The sequence below is a fragment of the Pseudoalteromonas sp. MMG005 genome, assembly GCF_018101015.1.
Classification (GTDB): Bacteria; Pseudomonadota; Gammaproteobacteria; order Enterobacterales; family Alteromonadaceae; genus Pseudoalteromonas; species Pseudoalteromonas aurantia.
Window position 1 is genome coordinate 43,652 of record NZ_JAGJEK010000004.1, and the last position, 20,995, is coordinate 64,646.

Below are 20,995 nucleotides of genomic sequence, written 5' to 3' on the forward strand. Positions count from 1 at the left end.
TCAGCATCTTCTAGTCATCGCTTGCAAAGAGTAAAAAGAGGACAATAAAAAGTGCCGTTTTCTATAAGAAAGCGGCACTTTTTACCCAGCTATTTTTAATAGTAATGTACGCCTATAAAAATTTTTCCATCGCTTGTTCAATGCCATCCAGTACTTCAGAACTCATTACTATGCCTTGGTGATCATACTCCAACCTCGTTTCAGGGAGAGATTGACCCAACCCACAGTAATAATTGGCAGTACTCTCTGTGGATGTGTCACTCGACCACCAACAGTGTATGCCTGCAGAGTTCACCACTTTGTAATTTATCGGTCGACGTGAGGTAGTGTACAAATGATATGCAACTTGAATTAATGTTACCAATTCTGTCGCAGGTAAATTAGTAACCTCTTCGCTAAAGCTCTCTTTATACTGCATCAATAAGTCAACCAATGGCATAACCGCTTCAGTATTAGTTGCAATATAAGTTTCGACAACAGCTTCAACCTCATCTTCTCGTGCAATAACATGTTGCATAACCCACTTTGAGATCCATTGGTGCCACATTAAAATCTCGCTATTTTGATACTCAAATGGATTCCAACTATCGATAAGTTGCACCATTGAAACTGTATGGCCCAAATCTGAAAGTGTATTTGCTACCAACAAAGCGATTGGTGCCCCCATTGACCAACCAGCTAAATAATAAGGCCCTGATTGCTGATACCGTAAAATTTCACTCGCGTAGTGGTTTGCCAACTGTTGCAGATCAGATTGCATATCAAAAGCATCATCAGGTGCAATACCAATGCAGTTTACTCGCCCGTCTAAACGCTGCGCCAGTGGTCGGTAAGCTATGGTGAGTCCACTTCCTTCATGTAAGCAAAAAAGATTTGGCCCCGTCGCAATAAGCGAATTCAAACTATGTACACTGGGGATCGCATCACTCAATAAGGCGTTTACTAATGAGCTCAGATCTGGCGCTTGCCACAATAATCTAATATTGAATGGTAAGTGATGACGCTGCTGCCATTGACTGGTCACCTTTAATCCATTAATTGAATCCCCACCTAGTGCAAAGAAATTATCAAAACGTCCTACTTGCTCAACACCTAACACCTCACGCCAAATTTCAGCCAGTAATGTTTCAAGCTCCCCTTCTGGCGCAACATAAGCTTTCTCGCTTTCTAATTGTGCCTTTGGTAACGCTTTTCTATCTATCTTACCGTTACTATTCGTTGGCAACTCCGCTAGCGCCATCAACACACTGGGTACCATATAATCTGGTAATTGCTGTGCTAGCGTCGCTTTTAGAGCAACCACATCTAATAAGCCTTCGTCATGCCCTGATACATACCCCACTAAACGCTTGCCCGACGGCGTATCATCCGCTATGACAACCGCTTCATTCACCCCCGCTGATTTACGTAACAAGGACTCTATCTCACCTAGCTCTATGCGGAAACCTCGGATTTTCACCTGATGGTCAGTACGACCTAAATATTCCATTTGATTATCCGCATTCCAGCGCACCAAATCTCCGGTGCGATATAAGCGTGAGCCATCTTCTTTAAACGGGTCCGCCACAAAGCGCTCCGCGGTTAAATCGGGACGATTCAAATACCCTCTTGCTAACCCGACCTCTTCCGCCATGTATAACTCACCTATCATACCCGGCAGTACTAGATTCAATTGGTCATCCAATATCCATGCTTGACGTTGTCCTAACACCTCACCTATCGGCGCATACACACTGTCAAAGCTGCTTCCTGGTAACGCTTTCCACGTCAACGGCGTCACAACCGTCTCTGTTGGACCATAGCCATTAATAAAGAATGCCGGTTTTAAAACCCGTTGGGCTAATTCAAAAGACGCTTGTGGCATCGCATCTCCACCAAAGCAATACACTCGAACCGGTGGAGGATTACCTATTTGTTCAACATACGCAGCCAACTCTCGTAAAAATACCGGTGGGAATACCACCACACTCACGCGCTGTGCGTGCATGTTTTCATACGTCTCTTGTAAGTCCCACTGCTTTTCTGGCCTAATGACCACTGTACCGCCATGTGTCACGGCTGATAACCAACGCTCATGTGCCCCATCAAAACAGAATGACATGAATATCAATTCTCTGTCTGACGCGCTTAAACCATAACGACGCCCTATTGAACGACAGTGCATTCCAATGGACCCCCGGCTTACCAACACCCCTTTCGGATTGCCTGTCGAGCCCGAGGTATAAATAACATACGCCCCTTGTGCTGGGTAGACCGTTTCCATTTGCCAACTATCATTGAGCGTTATCTCTGGCAAACAATGTAACTGCGCCTCTCCTGCCAATTCAGCAATGCGGTTATCTGACACCAGTATATGCTGCATCTGACTGTCTTTTATCATGTAGGCTAAGCGTTGCTCTGGATAGCTCAAGTCCATTGGCACATACACCGCTCCCGCCTTTAATATCGCCAAAAAGGCCACTGGTAAGTCGCGGCTACGCTCTAGTGCAACCCCCACTTTTTGCTCTGCAACCACCCCTTGCTCACGCAAGTAATACGCCAATTGCGATGATTTCTCATACAGCTCTTTAAACGTATAACTGAGACCATCACACGCAACGGCTTCTGCATCCGGTGTCTGCTCTGCCAGCTGGTTTAATGTTGAAACAACATCTTGATATTGCTCAGCTCGTAAAGTCGGTGCTGCACCATTGGGAATATATATCGGAGTTTCTGTGCCCGATATATACGGGACAAACTCATCTCCAAAGCCTTGTGTGCGTAACGACTCTGCTTGAGCTGGCGTGACAAGTGATAGCGCTGATAATAATTGGTTTTGGTTAGATACCATTGCTAAAATCAAAGACTCCAACTGCTTTGAAAGCATGTTTGCACTTACCGTACTTACTTTGTCATGTTGATAAGTCAATGTGATTTTCAATAATGCTTCGATTTCAACCCCGAGAGATACCGGATAGTTGGTTTCCTCAGCTGAATTAACAACATCGAATGCAGTGTCTTTTCCTTCTCCATTTTGGAGTGTCTCAGAGATCGGGTAGTTTTCAAATACCATTAAGGTATCAAACAAACCTTCTATATTCAGATCTAAACGTTCCCCAGCTTGCTTCTGAATATCATAAAGCGGCGTAAACTCAAATTCTCTAGAACGAACACTCGCGGTTTGAATTGACTGTAACCAAGTACTTAACGACTGTGCCGGATCTATTTCAGCAATCACAGGAATGGTATTGATAAACATCCCCAAGCATGCACTACTACCAGCCATATCGGTTGGCCTACCTGAGGTGGTTGCACCAAAGCATACTGTATCCCGATTTAAGTATCGCGACAGCAGTAATGCCCATGCACCTTGAATAACGGTATTTATTGTTACATGATTTTGCTTTGCAAACGCTGTTAAGCTAACAGTTTGTGTTTCATCAAAATGAATATACTGCTTACCATACTGCCTAAACTCAGAATCCCCATTTAATACCGAAGTCAGGTAACTTGGGCCAGTCAGTCGATTTGTTTCATGCTGCCAATAAGCCAGGTTAGTAGAAGCATCTTGCTCTTTTAGGTAAGTAATATAGTCTTTATATTGCACTGTATCTTTCGGCAGACTCATTCCTTCGTATGCTTGTAGTATCTCCCCCATCATTACAGATGTACTCCAACCATCTGTTAATAAATGGTGACTTGTCCATATTAAATAATGCTCTGTCGCTCCTGTATGTATCAGTGTTAACCGCGTTAAGCCGGGGTCGTTAATGAAATCAAACCCTCGCTCTCGATCCGCTTGTGCTTGTGTGATAACGGCTGCCTTATCTAACTTGCTATTTTGCCAATCCAGTTCCTGCCAAGATTGATCTGTTTCTTTCGCAACAAACTGCAAATTAAAGTTATCAGTACACACAAAGCCAGTTCGCAATACATCATGACGCGCAATCACTGATTGCCAAGCCTGTTTAAAGCGCGCTACATCTAGCCCTTTCACCTCAAAACAGGTTTGATTTATATACGCACTGCTTTGTTCAAACATACTGTGAAATAGCATGCCTTCTTGCATGGGTGACAATGGATACAGATCATCCACATTACTCAGATTAAGTGGTAACGCATCTAGTTGTGTTTGCGATAATTTAGTTAGTGGCACATCTGATGGGGTTAATGTGCCTTGCGTCGTTTGGCAATGCGCCACAACCTGCTGTAATGCAGCCTCAAAATGTGCGGCAAACTGTGCCACATCTTCATTATTCAAACGCGCTTGTGAGAAACTTATCTCAAAAGACAGTGCCCCATTTAATACTTGTCCATTAATCGCCAACTCACTATTCATAGCGATATTGTCACTCGTTGCTTTCCCAGAGCTTTCAGATGCTAAACGCCAAACCGAGGTACTATCGTGCACTGTGCCATTGTCGAATTGCCCCAAATAGTTGAATTCTATTTGACTGAGTGAGCTCTGCTGTAACTGCGCTTGTTCTTCATCTGTGCCATTAAATTTAAATGCACTATACCCTATCCCCTTGTTTGGAATAGCCCGTAAGTTTTCTTTATTGGCGATGATTGTGTGTGCCAACGAGGGCATACGCTGCAATACAATTGGATAGAGTGTGGTAAACCAACCCACAGTCCGGCTTAAATCTACGCCTTGCTCCCATGGTTCTCGCCCATGACCTTCCAAGTTTATAGACACTTCAGATTGACCTAACCATTGATACAAAGCTTCACTTAATGCACTCAGTAACAAGTCATTTATCTGTGTACGATATACTTTTGGCGCATCATGTAATAATGACTCAGTACGCACTTTATCTAAATTGACACTGACTGCTGCACGATGCAATGCAAGTGCACTGCCCTGCGCATTTAAGTTAGGTAATTGTAATGGCTGAGTGACTTGCTCAGACCAATACGCAAACTCGTCTTTAAATTGACTCGGGTACTCACGTACACGGTCAGCCCAGTATTGATAGCTGTGACTTTTTAACGCCAATGTAAGGCTTTTACCTTCAATAGCTTGCTCATATGCAACGGCTAAATCATCTAATAAAACCCGCCAAGATACACCATCAACAACCAAATGATGAATAACGAATAACAGCCTATATGTGCCATCATTCACTCGCATTTGCACGACTCTCATCATTGAGCCATGGGTAATATCTAAACTTTCTTGAGCCTGTTGTGCTAATTGCTCTATATCGGCCACATCAACATCATGTAACCACATATTTTGTTCAACAAAATCCTCTCGATACTCTGTATATTCTTGACTCCATCCCCCCATTTCATCTTGATAGTATCGCATTCGCAACGCATCGTGACTTTCAACCAACTGGCTTATCGCCGCATTAAGTGCAACATCATCTAGCGCTTGATCACTGTGTAGCATTACAGCTTGGTTCCAATGAGAGCGATCGACCATCTCATTTTTAAAGAAGCTGGATTGAATCGGCAGTAACTCAACTTCCCCAAAAACACTTTGCTCAATTAAATCTTCATCTTCCATAACAATCAAACAGTTAACTAGGCGCGCTATGCTTTGCTGCTCGAACACTTGTTTAGGGGTTACCAAGTACCCAGCCTGACGAAGTTTTGCAATTATTTGTAAGCTGACTATGGAGTCCCCACCTAATTCAAAGAAATTGTCATGACGACCCACTTGTTCAACACCCAGGATTGAGCGCCAAATAGCGGCTAACATAATCTCTAGTTCCCCCTCGGGGGCAACAAAATCAAGCTCCGCGGCTCGGTCCACTTTAGGTAAGGCACTTCGATTAACTTTACCGTTATGAGTCAAAGGAAAGCTCGCTAGTGTGACAAATATATCGGGGATCATGTAACTCGGTAAATTGTTCCGCAATATCTCTTTTAATGCGTCATACTCGATGTCATCATCAGCCACAATATAAGCAACTAATTGTGTCCCATTTTCGGTTTCATCTGCGACGACAATGGCTTCATTTACGGTTGGGATATTACATAAATTGGCCTCTATCTCACCCAATTCAATTCTAAAACCTCGTACTTTCACTTGATGGTCTGTGCGTCCTAAATACTCAAGCTCTCCATCAAAGCTCCAGCGCACCAAATCTCCCGTTCGATATAAACGCGCACCATCGTCGCTAAAGGGGTTTGCTATAAACCTTTCTGAGGTCAAAGCTCCTTGGTTTAAGTAGCCACGTGCAAGTCCTTCTCCGGCGATATATAATTCACCTGGCACACCTATTGGCATCAGTGTTAACGCATCACTTAATACGTAAAGCTGAGTATTTTCAATTGCATCTGTGATAGGGATCACATCCCAGCGCTCATTAGTCTCATTACCAATGTTAAATACTGAACATCCAACGACAGTTTCTGTCGGTCCATATTCATTAATGATCTGTGCATAAGGGAACAAGGCTTTCAATTGAGCAACCGTTGAGCTCAATAGCTTGTCTCCCCCTACGACAAAGCAATGCGCTTGCTCATTTGTGGTGAGTAAATCACTGGCAAGCATCGCATCGATATGGGCAGGGGTTATTTTATATAACGTCGCATCATTACTTTGTTGTAAATGCGCAATTAAATTACTGAGTTCTTCGTCCCCCGATGCCAGCAATGTCACTGTTTTACCGCTATATAACGGCACTAACAAGCTCGTTACTGTGGCATCAAAAGAGAGTGTTGAACTCACTAAACTCGATGATACATTTGGTAAATAGGCTGCCTGCGCATAGGACAAATAGTTAGATAACCCTTGATGCGTTACCGCAACGCCTTTAGGCTGCCCAGTAGAACCTGAGGTATAAATCACATATGCTAAGTTATCTTTTGACATGTGCGGATAGTGGTGAGGCTCATCCGACGAATAAACGATATCCTGTAACTCGTGTATTTCAGACAATTGCGCTAACTCAGTAAAGTTAGCTGCTGAACCATCAGTTAGAATAAGCTTTAAAGTACTGCTGCTAACAATATATTTAACACGATCACTCGGCAAATTAGGATCAATAGGCACATATGCTGCACCCGCCTGATGGATAGCGAGTAAACTCACAACCATATCGATATTACGATTAAAAATCACCCCAACTTGGTCTTCCACAAGCACATCATTCGCCTGTAAATAAGCGCATAGCCGACTCACTTTTAGTGCCAGCTGCCCATAAGTAATAGACTCTTCTTCATCCCTCAAAGCAATCTGGTTCGGTGTATTCACACTATGGTATTCGATGCTTTCATGTAATAACATTTTAGGCTTATTGCATTCATTACCACGGCCAAAGGCAATAAGATGACCAACCGTGTGCTCTAATAGTAGCTCGACACTACTCACAGTTTGCTCTGGACGTAATGCAATATCTGTGAGTATCGACATAAAGCCATCAAGAAGCTCTTGAACTCGGTTGTCACTATAAAGTTCAATAGCGTAATTTAAGTATAACGTCACTTCGCCTTCAGTATCTTCAATAGCTTCAAGTAACAATTCAAATTGTGCACTATTGGTCGGTAACTTTGCTTCACTAATCGTCAATTCAGGTAATTGTGACAACAAGTTATCTTCTTGACGCTGATAATTTAGCATCACTTGAAACAACGGAGAGCGGTTTAAATTACGCTCTAATTCAAGCCCATCAACCAGCTTTTCAAAAGGGAGGTCTTGATTCGCCTGAGCCCCTTGTAAACTTTCCGTAATAACATTCACGACTTGTCCCAGTGCCATATCTGCTGATAACACACTGCGGATCACTTGCGTATTGACAAAAAAGCCAACAATGCTCTGACTTTCAATATGCTGCCTATTCGCTATAGGCATACCAACTCGAATATCTGATTGACCAGAGTAACGATGAAGTAAGACATGCCACGCACTCATAAGCAAAGCAAATAAAGTACTGCCTTGGTCTTTGGCGTAATGACTTAATTGTGCTTTCAATGCCTTTGGAATAGCGTGAATAGCAATACCATTACTATATTCTTGTTGATCACTTTGCAAATCGGCAGGTAATTCCAGAACTGGGTGAGAATCACCTAAGTTTGTTTTCCAATATGCCAACTGTCGTGCATCTTCTCCTTCTTCCAGCCACTGTTTTTGCCACTGAGCATAGTCGCTGTATCGTGGTTGCAATTCGACTGCCAGTGAATCCCCTTTTAACGCCGCTGAGTAACCAGCTACAAAATCGGCAATAATCAAATTTAACGACCAACCATCAGACACAATATGATGCATTACCACAATCAACTCATGCTTATCTTGCGCATGCGTAATTAAGCCAACGCGTAACAATTTATCTGTCGTTAAATCAAACGGCTTTTTCACTAAATCAGACTTAAATGTATCTGACTCTACATTTTTAGTAGAACCATCTAAACGTTGAATATTTGCTTTCACACCCTGTTCGACTACTTGTGTCACACTGGCATCTTGATGCTCAACAAACCTTGTACGCAATGCATCGTGTTTCTCAAGAACATAGTCAAATGCCGTTTGCAGTGCAGTAAAGTCCAGTGTGCCCTCTAAGATCAAACCACCGGTAATGTGGTAAGCATCACTTTCGGGTGCTAACTTCCACAAGAACCATTGACGCTCTTGCGCATAAGATAACGTTTGCTGTGCACGCTCAGCCCTAAGTAAAGGCGATATAGTGTTCTCGCCCGAACTCAGGCTTTGTAGTGCAAGTGAGTATAAGTCAGTACTGGTGAAAATATCCTGCACACTCAATGTAATATCATGACTTTTTGCTAATGCAATTAAGCGTAAGCTGTTAATTGAATCCCCACCTAGTGCAAAGAAATTATCAAAACGTCCTACTTGCTCAACACCTAACACCTCACGCCAAATTTCAGCCAGTAATGTTTCAAGCTCCCCTTCTGGCGCAACATAAGCTTTCTCGCTTTCTAATTGTGCCTTTGGCAACGCTTTTCTATCTATCTTACCGTTACTATTCGTTGGCAGCTCCGCCAGTGCCATCAACACACTGGGTACCATATAATCTGGTAATTGCTGTGCTAGCGTCGCTTTTAGAGCAGCCACATCTAATAAGCCTTCGTCATGCCCTGATACATACCCCACTAAACGCTTGCCCGACGGCGTATCATCCGCTATGACAACCGCTTCATTCACCCCCGCTGATTTACGTAACAAGGACTCTATCTCACCTAGCTCTATGCGGAAACCTCGGATTTTCACCTGATGGTCAGTACGACCTAAATATTCCATTTGATTATCCGCATTCCAGCGCACCAAATCTCCGGTGCGATATAAGCGTGAGCCATCTTCTTTAAACGGGTCCGCCACAAAGCGCTCCGCGGTTAAATCGGGACGATTCAAATACCCTCTTGCTAACCCGACCTCTTCCGCCATGTATAACTCACCTATCATACCCGGCAGTACTAGATTCAATTGGTCATCCAATATCCATGCTTGACGTTGTCCTAACACCTCACCTATCGGCGCATACACACTGTCAAAGCTGCTTCCTGGTAACGCTTTCCACGTCAACGGCGTCACAACCGTCTCTGTTGGACCATAGCCATTAATAAAGAATGCCGGTTTTAAAACCCGTTGGGCTAATTCAAAAGACGCTTGTGGCATCGCATCTCCACCAAAGCAATACACTCGAACCGGTGGAGGATTACCTATTTGTTCAACATACGCAGCCAACTCTCGTAAAAATACCGGTGGGAATACCACCACACTCACGCGCTGTGCGTGCATGTTTTCATACGTCTCTTGTAAGTCCCACTGCTTTTCTGGCCTAATGACCACTGTACCGCCATGTGTCACGGCTGATAACCAACGCTCATGTGCCCCATCAAAACAGAATGACATGAATATCAATTCTCTGTCTGACGCGCTTAAACCATAACGACGCCCTATTGAACGACAGTGCATTCCAATGGACCCCCGGCTTACCAACACCCCTTTCGGATTGCCTGTCGAGCCCGAGGTATAAATAACATACGCCCCTTGTGCTGGGTAGACCGTTTCCATTTGCCAACTATCATTGAGCGTTATCTCTGGCAAACAATGTAACTGCGCCTCTCCTGCCAATTCAGCAATGCGGTTATCTGACACCAGTATATGCTGCATCTGACTGTCTTTTATCATGTAGGCTAAGCGTTGCTCTGGATAGCTCAAGTCCATTGGCACATACACCGCTCCCGCCTTTAATATCGCCAAAAAGGCCACTGGTAAGTCGCGGCTACGCTCTAGTGCAACCCCCACTTTTTGCTCTGCAACCACCCCTTGCTCACGCAAGTAATACGCCAATTGCGATGATTTCTCATACAGCTCTTTAAACGTATAACTGAGACCATCACACGCAACGGCTTCTGCATCCGGTGTCTGCTCTGCCAGCTGGTTTAATGTTGAAACAACATCTTGATATTGCTCAGCTCGTAAAGTCGGTGCTGCACCATTGGGAATATATATCGGAGTTTCTGTGCCCGATATATACGGGACAAACTCATCTCCAAAGCCTTGTGTGCGTAACGACTCTGCTTGAGCTGGCGTGACAAGTGATAGCGCTGATAATAATTGAGTGTTATTCGCTATGAACGCTAGAAGCAGCCCTTTTAGCTGCTTAGCAATTGTTTCAACCCCTGCTGCTGATATTTTCCAGCCCTGATAGGTAAACGTTATGCTTAAGCTAGAATCAACTAAAACGCCAAGGGTGAGTGGATAGGTTGTTTCTTCGCGCGCTGCGAGTACTGAAAACTGAGTGTCTTGTTCATCGCGGGTTTGTACAGCTTTTGATATTGGATAGTTTTCAAATACCATTAAGGTATCAAACAAACCTTCTTTATTTAGCTCTAAATACTGCCCAGCTTGCTTCTGAATATCGTAAAGTGGAGTGAATTCATGTTCTCGAGCTTGTAAATTATCGTTTTGTAAAGCTTGTAACCATGCAGAAACAGTCATGGCAGGATCAACCGTAGCAACAACAGGAACTGTATTAATAAACATCCCCTGGCTTGATTCAGAAGCAAATAAATCAGTGGGCCTACCCGAAGTCGTTGCACCAAAACATACACTGGCGCGATTTAAATAACGGCTCAGTAAGAACGACCAGCTACCTTGGATCAACGTATTCAGTGTGACTCGGTTTTGTTGACTAAACTCAATTAGTTTCTGTGTTTGCGGCTCGTCAAATTCAATAGCATATGCATTATATTCCCCATCCGTATGTTCATCACCAATGACCGATGTAAGATAGCTTGGCTCTGATAGGCGGCCTGTTTCTTTCGCCCAGAAAGCAAGATTACTCACCTGATCTTGCTTCATTAAGTAAGCAATATACTGTTCGTATTGACCTTGTGCGACAGGGAGTGTCTTACCTTCATACGCCTGTAGTACCTCACCCATCATGGCTGAGCTACTCCACCCGTCGGTAAGCAAATGATGCGTAGTCCATATGAAATGGTATTTCTGAGCCGCTAATTTCACCAACGTTAAACGTGTTAAACCTGGATCATTAGTTAAATCGAATCCAGCTTTACTGTCTGACTGCGCTTGCTGAGTTAACAGCTGAGGGAGTTCATGTTCGTCGTAAGATTGCCAATCTAATTCATGCCACTGCGGTATAAGGCTACGCATTACATACTGCAATGTTTGTTGTCGCTCGGTCAAAAAACCGGTTCTCAATGCATCATGGCGTGACACTACTTGCTGCCAAGCATGCTTAAAGCGCTCCACATCTAAATTTTCGATTTCTAAGCAAGTTTGGTTTATGTAAGCTTCACCTTCATCATAAAGGCTATGAAACAACATCCCCTCTTGCATGGGTGACAATGGATATAACGTCTGTAATTGACTGAGTTCAATTGGGAGCTCGTCAAGTTCTGCTTGACTCATTTTCGCCAGTGGGGCATCTGATGGCGTGAGTGTAGGTCTTGCTTGTTGGCAATGCTCAACCACGGCACACAAAGACTGATATAATTTATCAGCAAATACCTGAACATCATGATGTAATAAGCGGGCCGTTGAAAAACTAATATCAAATTGCAATTGACCGGCAAATACTTTGCCATTTATCACTAACTCTGTCTGTTGAGGATACTTAGGGCTAAAAGAAGCGCCAACGGATTCATCAGCCAATGTTAATGACAGTCCTTGCTCCGTTTTTTCAAATGTATTATCGGTTTGACCTAAATAGTTAAACTCGATTTGACCCATCGGTTGCTGTTGTAGTTCCGCTTGCTCCTGTGGGCTTCCGTAATATTTAAACGCCCCATAGCCTATGCCTTTATTTGGCACCGAGCGTAACTGCTCCTTCGTGTTTTTAATGGTACCTGATAGCGCTTTTGCTCGGGTAAGAGAAACAGGAAACAAAGACGTATACCAACCAACAGAACGACTTAAATCTGAAGTGTCTTCCCATGTCTCTCGACCGTGCCCTTCTAAGTTAACACATATGTGTGTGTCTTCGGTCCATCCATAAACTGCCTCACTCAGCGCACTCAATAATAACTCATTAATTTGAGTTCGATATGCGTGTGATGAATTTTGCAAGAGTGCTTGCGTTGTGGCCTGCTCCAATACCACACTGATTACGCCACTCTCAGACATAGCCTGACTACCTTGCGCATTTAAATTAGGCAATTGTAAAGGCTTTACTGAGTGTGATTGCCAATATGAGAATTCGCCCTCAAAAAGCTGAGGATACTGACTAATTTGCTCTGCCCAATATTGATAGCTATGGCTTTTCAGCCCCAATGCTATCTCTTCATTGCGCTGAGCTGCCTCATAGGCTGTCATAAAGTCATTAATTAATGTACGCCAAGACACGCCATCTACCGCCAAATGATGTATAACAATTAAGAGTCTCGCACTGCCATCATCAAGCTGCATATTCACAAACCGTGCTATCGGCCCAGACTCAATATCGAGGCTGCGCTGCGCTTCTTCTGCTAATGCCGTGACATCTTTTTCTTGTACCGAACGCGACCAGTAGCTACTTTCAAGCAGCAACTCATCAAAAGCACTATAGTTCTGCTGCCATTGGTCACACTCAGAGCGCGTATATCGTAAACGTAATGCGTCATGGTAAAGTAATATTGCAGAGACCGCATTTTGCAATGCTAGTTCATTAAAATGCTGTTCAGAACGCAGCATAATTGCCTGATTCCAGTGATTATACTCAATCATTGGTTTAGCAAAAAACTCTGCTTGGATGGGTAATAACTTAGCAGTCCCTGTGACCGTTTGTTCCGGAATTGACGATACATCAAGCGCTTCCAATTGCAAGGCTAAACGCGCAATATCTTGCTGCTCAAACATTTGCTTCGGCGTTACTACATAACCTACTTGGCGGACTTTAGCGACAATCTGCAGACTGATGATCGAGTCGCCTCCCAGCTCAAAAAAATTATCTAATCGCCCGACCTTATCAACACCTAATGTCTCCTGCCAAATATTGGCCAACATTGCTTCGTTATCCGATTGTGGTGCTTGATAGATTTGTGAACTCGTTAATGATGCTTGTGGCAACGCATTTCGATCTATTTTTCCGTTGCTGTTTAACGGCAGCGCTGGTAACACCATCAATAGACTTGGTACCATGTAATCTGGTAACGCTTCAGCCAATTGGTTTTGTATTTGCTCTGAGTCAAGTTCAATACTTTCTGCAGCAGAGACATAAGCGACCAAACGCTGGCCTGAAGGGCCTTTATCGGCAATAACAACCGCTTCATTCACTTCATCAATCGCATGCAAACACGCTTCAATTTCCCCCAGTTCGATACGGAAGCCGCGAATTTTTACTTGATGGTCAGTTCTGCCTAAGTACTCAAGTTGCCCTTGCACATTCCAATGCACCAAATCACCAGTACGATATAACCGCTCACCATCGTTAGAAAACGGATTAGCTATAAAACGTTCGGCTGTTAGGTCTGCACGATGCAAATAGCCTCGAGCCAAGCCAATACCGCCAATATACAATTCGCCGGCAACCCCGATAGGGCTCAATCGTAATCCGCTATCTAATACAAGTAACTTTATACCATCAATCGGACTCCCGATTGGCACTGACACATTGGCATCTCCATGACATGTGAAATGACTCACATCAACCGCGGCTTCTGTCGGGCCGTATAGATTATAAATCTCAGTATTTGGTAATAGCTGTAGCGCCTTTGCCTGCACTTCGCTGGGTAACGCTTCACCACTGCACAAAATGCGCTTAATACTACTCGCACTGCTAACACCTTCGTGATTAATAAACGCTTGAAGCATTGAGGGTACAAAGTGCACAGTCGTAACACGCTCTTTGGTAATGACTTCAAGTAACCGTGAGCTATCTTTGTGCGCTTCAGGCTGTGCTACAACCAATTTAGCCCCATACATCAGCGGCCAGAAAAATTCCCATACAGACACATCAAAGCCAAATGGGGTTTTTTGTAATACCACATCATCTACTGATAAGGGATACGCCGACTGCTGCCAAGCAATTCGGTTGTAAATTGCTTCATGCGTGTTTCCCACACCTTTTGGGTTACCGGTGGAACCTGATGTGTAAATCACGTAAGCCAATTGGGTAGCATGCGTTATTAAATTAGGTACACTCGACTCATATTGATCTAACTCCAGTGTATCAACTGGCACCATTGGCGCTATCTCTGCAAGTTGAGACAACGACTTGTGCGAGTCGTCTGTGAGGAACAATGCTAAAGCACTACTTTGCGCTATGTAATCAATGCGTTCTAATGGTAAAGTAGGGTCAATCGGCACATAAGCAGCCCCAGCTTTTAACACAGCCAATAAGCTAACGACCATACCCACGCTTCGTTCGAATACCACCCCCACTTTATCTTCTGCACGAACACCTTTAGCTAATAAACAATGTGCCAAGCGATTAGCACGAATATCAAGCTGTTCATAAGTCACCGTTTCGTCCTTAAAACTAACAGCTATCCTTGTAGGTGTTTTTTGACTTTGGTCATGTATGATTTGCTGCACAGGTGTGATGAAGCTATGAGGTGAACTTCCCACATTCCAAACAGCCAGTCTCTGAAGATCTTGTTCTGCAAGTAAAGGTAAGTGGGCCATAGGCACATTAATGTGCTCTAATACTTCAGTCAAAACCATGTGGAATGTATTCAAGCACTGGGTTGCAAATTCAGGGGCATATAACTCATTTGCGTACATCAAATTTAACGTTGTTTCTTGACCCACTTCTTCAATGACATCTAGCTGTAAATCAAACGGCATACCAAAGCGGTAAAACTCAAAGTCCAGTAGTGCTACACCACCCAGTTGCTGCAAACTCTTTTTGTTGCGACGCAAATAATTAAACATCACTTGAAAAATAGGGTGAACACCCGTTTGACGCTCAGGCTTTAAGGCTTTAAGCAAATGCTCAAATGGTAAATCCTGATTACCCTGCCCTATTTTTGACACATGTGACGCTTGTTCAAGTAACGAACTAAAGCTCTCATGATGTTCAATGGTGAGTGGGTAAGCTTGGGTATTAACGAAAAAGCCAACAAGATTAAATGTTTCACTGAGATGACGATTCGCAACCGGTACCCCAACTTGAATACGCGTTGCATTAGCAAAACGAGATAAGAGCACTTGCCAAGCAGTCAGTAACACCAGATATGGCGTCACATTGTTTGCTTTAGCGAGCATAGATACTTTATGCCATACTGGTTCATCTAATACTTGGATCTGGGTCTTAACACTATATTGCCCAGAATGACGCGCTTGATTATTAGCGGGTAGGCGTAGCGGCTCATCGGCTTGCAATAACTTCTGCCAAACCTCTAACTGTTTCGCATATAAATCTTGTTGGTCTTGCTTGTTTAACCATTTTGCAAAGCCCAGATAACCCACTTTTTCAACCGTTTCCCTAGACGCTTTCCCTTCACTCAATGCGACGTAAATAGCAACGAATTCATCCAGCAGCTGCTGCATTGAAGTACCATCAGCAATAATATGGTGTAACGTGACCACCAAACTACTATCATTACCTTGGTTGACCACACCCACTCGCAACAATGGTCCTTCAACCAAGTCAAAGGGCTGGACAACTATTTGCCTTAACTGTGCATCTCGTTGCGCTAAATCAACCGCGGTTGTTTCAAAAAAAGTGAAGGTTTGATCACCACCATCGATTTGCCAAACATCTTGTAAATCACCCTCTACAAATTTAATGCGCAAAGCATCATGCCGCTGACAAAGCTGTTCAAACGCACTGTTTACGCGATGGGTATCAAGTAAGCCTTCAAAATGTAATGCTCCACCCAAGTTATATGTTGTATTTTCAGGATCTAACTTCCAAGCATACCAAAGAATTTTTTGAGCTGGTGTTAAAGGAACTAACTCACCGTCTGCGATATGCTCTGAAATATGTGTGCCGACGCCAGAGTTTGCACCGCTGATCATTTGTTGTAACTTATTTTTATCAGCTTCCGATAAAGAAGAAAGTTGTCTGTTTTTTCTGGTACGTCTTTGCCGTGACATTCTGGCTCCACTCAACATAAATTGGTTCAAATTTAATATGTGAGCTAGACGAATAGAAACCTGAAAAATCAAGCATTGCAGTGCTTTATTTTATTGATGAGTAATACAAAAGCAATGTGAGTTGGCGCGCAAGATGTACGCTGTGGTTATTGGCCTCACAGCGTACATTAATTATAGAGAATTACAGATTATATGTTACAGAAAAACCAACTGTTCGCGGCTCTGTTAATTGACCAGAGGTAATTACACCTGTCACTGGTGCACGCTCAATTGCTGTTTCATTCACTTGGTCAAATGCATTATTAACATACGCATCTACTCGCCAATCTTCCGCAATATAAGCAACTGAAACACGAGTTTCTGTGTAACTATCCGTTTGATATAAATCAGCCTGACTAATTTGGACCTGAGGGTTATTTGCCAAATGACTGCGTAGTAATTTGCTTTGATAGTCACTTGTATAACGCGTATTTAAACTGAATTGAACATTATCTGTTAACCAATAATCAGCGCCAATACTTGCCGTCACGCTCGGTGCCATAGGTAACTCTTGACCTAGCAAGTGCTGATTATTGCTATCTGCATTTTCAACACTCGTATGTAATGAGCCGAAACTACCTGACAAGATCAGCGAGTCTGTGGCTGCATAGCTTAACTCAGCTTCAAATCCATAACTGTCCACTTCATCAATGTTATGAATAATTGTATCCCATGGCTGACCTGATGCACCAGTTGCAAGCACTTGGTAATCCGAGTAATTGTTATAGAAAACATTTGCTGCGAGATTTAACGCGTCTCCCCATGATTTACGTACACTGACCTCGAACGTATCAACATATTCTGGATCATAGCTATATACAGTAGAAGAAGCCCAGCTAAAATCACCGCCACCCGAGTTGTACCCTTTTCTGAAGCTCACGCCAAGCGTGAGTTCTTCATCAATAGTATGTAAATAAGCGATTTTTGGTAAGTAAAGCGTCTCATCATTGGCAATGATAAATGATGCACCTGATGCCGCTCTAAATTCGCGATGTTGCTTCTCTTTCTCAATTCGACCACCAGCTATAACTTGGCCTTGCTCGGAAACACTAACAGTAACCTCACCGTAAATCGCATCAGATGACGAGTCATCATCCCCTTCATATACACCTTTATTAAAGAAAGCTTGCTCACGATCATACTTATACACACCAAAGTGTCCACTCAACCCATCATCAAAAGCAAAGCCAAATTTACCATCGATAGTTTGACTTTCATCGTCCATACGAACGTGCCACACGAGTGGGTATTGATGAAATTCATAACTATAATCAACGTCAGATACCAATAACTCAATGTCAAAGTTATCATTTATTTCATAAGACGTTTTTAATGAGGTATGCTGACTGTCTACGTCTTTGTCACGGGCATATGATGTATCACTGTCCCAAGGTGTTGAGATAGTACGATTCGCAAGATCCGGACCATCTAAATACCAGTAACGGAATCCCTCTTCTTGTGTATCAACATAACTCAATAACATGTCTAACCCATCAACTTGTGATGGTGTCCATTGTAACTTAGCATTAATACGCGTCATGCCAATCGGCTTTGGATCAAAAGGGTATGCGTCACCGTCAGCCAACTGAAACTGAGAATGGTGTTCTCTATCCACATTTTGTACCGTGAAACGATATGCGAGTTCATTCTCTATAATCGGCGCAGACACCATGGCTGAAAGCTCTTTGCTTTGCGTTTTATTGGCGTATCCTGCTCTTACCGATGCTTCTAGTCTATCCATGGAAGGCGTATTTGTCGTGACGTAAATGATCCCTCCCATGCTGTTTCGACCACTATTAGACGACTGAGGTCCACGTAACACTTCAATTTGCTGTACATCCCACAAACCAAGATCACCGGTTAACGTGGCTACAAACGGTTCCGCTACACCATCTGTCATCACCGCAACACGTGCTTTAGCGCCTGAAGTGAAAGAATATGACCCTGTAGCAATACCTTCCCCTTTCACCCCCCGAATACTTGGCAAACTATCTGAAAAAACTACATTTGCAATATCCGATAAAATATCGACGTATGAATCTGACTGCCCATTGGCCAGCTCTTCACTCGTAATTACCGCAACCGAAGATGTGGTGTCTTTTAAAGAGCGACCTGCTTTCTCACCATAAACAACAATATTCTCTATCGACGTAATTTGTTCTTTTTCATCCGCTGAAACAGCTGCCGATACTGCCAAGGCAACCGGAACCATACAAAATGCCAGTTTATTCATTATTTCATCCTAAATTATAGTTAGCCGACCAACAGACGAACTAAATGAAGAGAAATTTAAGAATAATAGGAACTAATTTCATTTATCATTACAATTCAACATGTAACATTAAAGTCTCACTATGGACAGCACTCCATATTGTGTAGAAAAGCAACCATAAATGCACAAATACAATACTGCGTTGTCTGAGTGGAAATTGCACCATTTAGTGTTCATGATGCAACAATTAATGCCTGTTACGGTCCTATATTCACCAAATTGGCATTTGAATGAGGTTACACTTTTTCTTCTGAGGTTATCTTGGTCTTAGCTAATACATGAAGCCCTTGAATCATGGCAGGGAATAGACTCTGCTGAAAGTTATTCCAACGTAGTTCAAAAATTGTATCGGTAGGTGTGATCTTGGTATTTAGAACATCATGAATAACTGGACCTGAATCAATCCCCTGATCAACATAATGCAGTGAGGCACCCGTTTTATCAATCACTTCTGTGTCAACCATTTCCATTGTCTGCCAATTAATAACCTGTTGACCTTGCGCACCATACAGGGCATCCAGTGTAGCAGTTGCACCTCTGCGCTGATAAACAGAGTCCTCTTTTGTGATCCCTGGGTGAATATTAACAATACGCTTTGCGTAAGCACTCTCTTCACTCGCCAATTGATCCAAAATAACAATCAGTCCATCTAACAACACCACATCAGCATCCAACTCATCCAGCTTGCTTTCTAAGCGCTGCTCAAAATCTCGCTTTCCTTCTCGCCATAGTTGTGACCCTTTTGGCAACTTACGGTAACTTGAAGGTACGCAACATAACAGCTCATCAACAGGCGTATTACCCACTTTGAGCGTTTCAGGATAAATCCATTCACCGTTACAAGCCACCCTCGATGTTCCGTAGTCTTGCAATTTTTGACTATCAAGCGAGTGTGTTAAATCGTCGTCAAAAATAACGCCGCTCAACTCATACAGCTCCCCCAAGTCACTGCTATTTAGCTGCATCACTAGATGCTCTAATGGTGAAGTCATGTAACGTGTTTCATCTTTGTATGCAATCATTCTACCCGCCATATCTGCCGCAGCATTACGCAAGGAGCACACATATACTAGTTTTAATCTACCCATAGTCTCATCACCCATTTTTTTTGTACTTCTTTAAACCCATAACTCACATGTTACGAATTACACTATCCCATCATCAGACGCTGTACTCAGGTAAATATTTACTTAACCTCAGATTTGGATAAGGGTTTTAGAATAAAAAGTGTTTTGAAAACAAACTTACGTACAATCCAATGATAATATTTTGTTCAATATCAAGGCGTTTTTATGCAGTAATAGCGGGCTATTACAAATGAAAGCAACGCCGAGAGTGAGAAAAATAGCTTTATTGGGCAAATTCGCTTATCCAGAGCTGAGGTTACCTACTCTGTGCTCTATTGATACGCTCTACACATCAATCTCACTAGACCAATACAGGCATAAAATCTGCGATGTGTGCCAATCTGTGTGTTATTTTGTTACTCATTATCAATATTGATCACCAGCTCGACGGCATAATAGGTAACTTGGATAAGATAAAACCCATGCATCAAGACGGGCGCTCAATGCATGGGTTATTGTAGGAAACACTTTTAGGAGCTGTTGATCTTTCAGGTTCATTTTTGCAGCAGTTTGATTGGCCTTTTATACAAGGCAGAGGCTGCGTAGCATGGTTATTCCATATGAGTCAGCCGATAACATAGTAGAAAAGCCAATCAAGCGCTGCCTACTGATTCTTTTGAGCGCCCTTTTCTCTTTGTTGCTTAATATTCGCTTAGATCACTGAGCCACACATTAAGCGCCGCGATAAAAGCACGCTCAAAGAGAACAAAAATAGAACAGCAAAGATCAACAGCCCCTAGTTAAACAACTTACAACCCCTTAAAACTGATAAGCAACACTGGCTTTTATATTACGCCCAGGTTCGTAATCCATTAAAAACAGCCCCTTTTCGCCCGCTAATGGGTGGCCAGTCACGCCTGTTTTAGATGACTGAGAGGCATAAAATTCATCAAATACATTGTCAATGCCAACTCGAAGGTGCAGTGCACTTATCGTCTGTGGCGTCCAATGCACCGACAAATTGTGTACCGTATAACTGCGCTTTTCACTGTTAATACTAGGGCCACCTAAAAATTGCCCTTCAGCCACACCGCCAACCATCATACCTTCCCAAGCAACATCAAGGTCATAACGCTCGAATTGGTAAGCCACACGCGTCGTAATTGTATCGCCTTGCTCTCG

4 protein-coding genes are annotated in these 20,995 nt (G+C 43.1%); all 4 read right to left on the reverse strand.

Translation table 11 applies throughout. The features are described 5' to 3' along the window. Positions 1–112: 112 nt before the first annotated feature. The 4 genes from J8M01_RS04550 to J8M01_RS24310 all read right to left on the reverse strand — a co-directional run bounded on the left by J8M01_RS04550 (position 113) and on the right by J8M01_RS24310 (position 20,965). Positions 113–16,435 carry a non-ribosomal peptide synthase/polyketide synthase gene (locus J8M01_RS04550; protein WP_211057169.1) on the reverse strand — a complete coding sequence of 5,441 codons (16,323 nt, stop codon included), beginning with the start codon at positions 16,433–16,435 and terminating at the stop codon, positions 113–115. 181 nt (positions 16,436–16,616) lie between these two features. Further along, positions 16,617–18,707, reverse strand: a complete 2,091-nt coding sequence (locus J8M01_RS04555) for a TonB-dependent receptor (RefSeq protein WP_211049826.1) — start codon at positions 18,705–18,707, stop codon at positions 16,617–16,619. A gap of 275 nt (positions 18,708–18,982) precedes the next feature. Continuing rightward, on the reverse strand, positions 18,983–19,834 hold the full coding sequence (locus tag J8M01_RS04560; protein ID WP_211057170.1) for a formyltransferase family protein: 852 nt from the start codon (positions 19,832–19,834) through the stop codon (positions 18,983–18,985). Positions 19,835–20,632: 798 nt separating this feature from the next. Next, positions 20,633–20,965: a hypothetical protein gene (locus J8M01_RS24310; RefSeq protein WP_348772713.1), complete on the reverse strand. Its 333-nt coding sequence runs from the start codon at positions 20,963–20,965 to the stop codon at positions 20,633–20,635. Between the last annotated feature and the right edge of the window lie 30 nt (positions 20,966–20,995).

Bases quoted from the DNA above. Each gene is read 5' to 3' on its own strand.
- J8M01_RS04550 (WP_211057169.1), bottom strand. From the start codon at position 16,435: ATGTCACGGCAAAGACGTACCAGAAAAAACAGACAACTTTCTTCTTTA.
- J8M01_RS04555 (WP_211049826.1), bottom strand. From the start codon at position 18,707: ATGAATAAACTGGCATTTTGTATGGTTCCGGTTGCCTTGGCAGTATCG.
- J8M01_RS04560 (WP_211057170.1), bottom strand. From the start codon at position 19,834: ATGGGTAGATTAAAACTAGTATATGTGTGCTCCTTGCGTAATGCTGCG.